The organism is Nostoc sp. UHCC 0251, from assembly GCF_034932245.1.
Lineage (GTDB): Bacteria > Cyanobacteriota > Cyanobacteriia > Cyanobacteriales > Nostocaceae > Nostoc.
In genome coordinates this window covers 1-3066 of sequence record NZ_JAYGHD010000504.1, presented here as the reverse complement: position 1 = coordinate 3066, position 3066 = coordinate 1, and the positions used below count along the sequence as shown (strand labels likewise).

At 39.7% G+C, this 3066-nt stretch carries 6 protein-coding genes; 5 read left to right on the top strand and 1 reads right to left on the bottom strand.

The features are described from left to right. Positions 1-147 precede the first annotated feature (147 nt). On the top strand, positions 148-498 hold the full coding sequence (locus VB740_RS36340; RefSeq protein WP_323204648.1) for a DUF5674 family protein: 351 nt from the start codon (positions 148-150) through the stop codon (positions 496-498). Beyond that, the gene (locus VB740_RS36335) at positions 479-835 is read left to right on the top strand and encodes a hypothetical protein (RefSeq protein WP_323204647.1); all 357 of its coding nucleotides are present in this window, start codon (positions 479-481) and stop codon (positions 833-835) included. Before VB740_RS36340 ends, VB740_RS36335 begins: the two co-directional genes overlap by 20 nt. A 122-nt stretch (positions 836-957) precedes the next feature. Here VB740_RS36335 and VB740_RS36330 read toward each other — a convergent pair whose 3' ends face one another. Next, a complete protein-coding gene (locus VB740_RS36330; protein ID WP_323204646.1) occupies positions 958-1368 on the bottom strand; it encodes a hypothetical protein in 411 nt (136 codons plus the stop codon). Positions 1369-1641: 273 nt separating this feature from the next. Between VB740_RS36330 and VB740_RS36325 the strand changes: the two genes are divergently transcribed. The 3 genes from VB740_RS36325 to VB740_RS36315 all read left to right on the top strand — a co-directional run bounded on the left by VB740_RS36325 (position 1642) and on the right by VB740_RS36315 (position 3016). Beyond that, positions 1642-2394, top strand: coding sequence for a DNA-binding response regulator (locus tag VB740_RS36325; RefSeq protein WP_323204645.1), 753 nt, complete (start codon positions 1642-1644; stop codon positions 2392-2394). A gap of 35 nt (positions 2395-2429) precedes the next feature. Further along, positions 2430-2618: a hypothetical protein gene (locus VB740_RS36320; protein WP_323204644.1), complete on the top strand. Its 189-nt coding sequence runs from the start codon at positions 2430-2432 to the stop codon at positions 2616-2618. A gap of 179 nt (positions 2619-2797) precedes the next feature. Beyond that, positions 2798-3016 carry a hypothetical protein gene (locus VB740_RS36315; protein WP_323204643.1) on the top strand — a complete coding sequence of 73 codons (219 nt, stop codon included), beginning with the start codon at positions 2798-2800 and terminating at the stop codon, positions 3014-3016. The last annotated feature ends 50 nt before the right edge of the window (positions 3017-3066 follow it).

The window sequence follows — 3066 nt, the reverse complement described above, 5'->3', positions numbered from 1 at the left end:
ATGAGTTTTGAAGCATTTCGTGACCGTTTGGCAAAAATATCGTTCAAATCACAATGCAACAATGCTGCAAGTGATTAATTTTGGTATTTAAGGGATTCTACAAAGTAGAATTTTGACTTGTGCATTTATACAGGTAGGGGTGAGATTTTGGTACTGATTATTAGGGAAAGAGCAACTCTCGAACAAGTGGAGTTAATGCTGCAAACTTTGCGAGTTTACATTAAAGTGGCAGTAGATATAGAAAGAGGGATTTTAGCTGGAGGAGGAGAGAAACACGCTTTCTGTGAAGCAGCATTGCTTGAAGACGGTAGTAAACAGCGAGATATCTGGGGTGCGGATTGGACTCCCTTTAACCAATCAATCGCCTATGAATCGATTATTAACATACGTCCAAGCCAAAATAATCGCTCAATGGTAATTCAAGACCTAGCGATTCAAGAACGTGTTAAAAAAATAACTCAGGAGTTGATTGGTGGATATGAACCAGAATTTAGATGAAAAACAAGCACGGTTTCAAGGCGAAAATACATCACATCGCTTAGGGCATATAGCTTCTAATTTAGCTAGGCTGAGAACATTTTGTGACACTGCTTACCCTGAAGCGGTCAAAAGTGTTGCAGATGAAACTATGTGTTTTATCGAATGGACAGCAGCAGAAATTGAACCTGAATATGCTGAAGAACTGGTTAACATTCAAATCCAACTAGCACGTTGGAAATTAAAATTTGATAGTCTTTGGTCTAATGAGAGCGAACGTAAAAATATGTCCGAGCAAGCTAGTACCTGGTCAGAGCGAGTATTAGATATGTCAGGGTTGCTGTCTGAATCTATCTAAAACTTTAATCATTACGGTATTCTAGATTTTGTAAAAAATATGAGCGATCCCTTATAGTTTATGGACAAATAATTCATTTTGGATATGGCACTTGTTGAAAGTTTTTTTGTGTTGCCCGCCTCTCAATTAAGGTTGTTGCGATTAGGTGTTGGTAATTGAAGCACCTCAGAAAAACGTGAATACTTAACCGCATCAGTAGGAGGATAATCTGCTGACACTGCAATCAACCCAATTTTAAGATCCTCGAAATAAATCACGCCCCCGATACGCCGTTCAACTTGAAAAGGGCCATGAAATAAACCATACTCTGCAATGTAGATCAGGAGAAAGTCAGTAATCTTTACTATCCTACCAAACATTTGCTCACAAGTTTTTTGGATGACACCATCTATGTATTCATTATAAGCAGGCTCTCCCAGATCAGTAAATTCTGCATGATCCGCAAAATGATCCATGTAAAACAACCAGATATTGGACAAGTCTGCTTCTGAGGTCAGTTTTTGCCTCAGTTCCTGAAATTGGTTGATGTTCATAGTCTGGATATTGATGAGGTGGGACGAGCAAACAGCACTGTAAGAAATTTACCATCAGTGATAAATTGTTGATTAACGAAGCCAAAGATAAAACCAGTCAGGTGCGATCGCTACTTGTAACGCTCCAGTTAAATTTGCTAGCACATTTTAAGTCATGTTGCAAAAATAGTGTACGTGATCCAGTTTTGACTTCAAGCGGCTGTAGAATAGCAAATAAAAGCAATCTTTGGTTTAATATTTCCGCTCTTACTTGTTTGTAGAAAGTAGTAATTTATGACAGAAACACAACAAGAAGAAATCATAAATTTACGGGCATTGAATTTAACACCCAAACAGATAGCCCGAAAATTGGGTATTAAAGTGTCAGAAGTGAATGCAGCGATTCAAAATCAAGCACAGCAAACCACATTAGATAGGTTGACAAAAGGAGAGCTAGACCCCGTATATCAGTGTTTAGCAAGCGAGAGTCTTATCCAATTGTTACCGAAAATCCCGCCAGAAAACAGCATCAAAAATCTGCTAACAAAAATCCTACCTGTAAAAAACAATGACGATATCGATCGCGGTTTAGGATTGGTAGTTATTGCAAGAGCTGCTCGATACAATCAAATCACGGTCTGTAGCTACCTTTTAGATATATGGTGCTTGGGCGTTAAAGATACCATACCACCACGTACAGTAGACAGGATAAAATTTAAAGAATTTACAGAATCACTATTCGAGCCATTTCCCGGAAAACCGCAAGAAGTTCCCCTTGAAGTTGCCCAAGGGATGATATTTAGTGCTTGCGAATACGCTCTAAGCTTAGGATTTCAACCACACAAAGACTTTGAAAAATCGCGTTCGCATATCGGAGAATGGGATGAAAGAATACGTATTGAATGTGGTCGTGACGGGAAACCATTCTATGTCAGTGGGCCCCACGATAATCCACAAAAAATCATGGAAACATTGAAGAGAAGCAGGGGTGAAAGTAATTTTGATTTTCTGATTGGTTCAGATCCTATTGAAAAGAATTTTTGGTAAATGCAATTAATTTGATTTTCTGGTGCCTCATTACGATGTCATCCAGTTTTGGAATACTCAGCGCAGTGAATGATTTGAGTTGCACCGTGAGACTTTGGCATGGCGAACACACGGTTGGGTTGCAGCACCTGAAGTCCTTCAACTACTTGCCCCAGGAATGTCAGCAGGTTCAGGAGATTAGCGATGCCTGCGGCAGGCTGTTAGGTGTCGCATCAGTAGGTTAAGGAAAAATGAAAACTTGGAAGATGCTCCAAGTACTGTCTTAAAGCACTTGGGGGAGTTGAAGCGACCGTATTTGACTCTTGTGGAGGAGAAGCTGTTGGGTGTGATAGAGAAAGAGTACGGCATCATAGATGAGATACCACGTAATTTTCAATCAACCAAGGACTAGGAGAAAACAGTAATGCAGAGTATAAAGTTATGTTCTCATGTTGGGTCTGATGGCATTTTGCACCTTGAGATTCCCGTTGGCATCACAGACAAAGAAATGGAAGTCGTGGTGATTTATCAACAAATAGAACCATCAACACCTACAAAAACACCAGAAGAACTGGGATGGCCACCCGGCTTTTTTGAGCAGACTTACGGTAGTTGTCAAGACGATCCAATTGTTATTGACTAAGCTAATCGGCATTTAAGCTGCATAATATAAATGCAGAGTCGGTTGAAAAT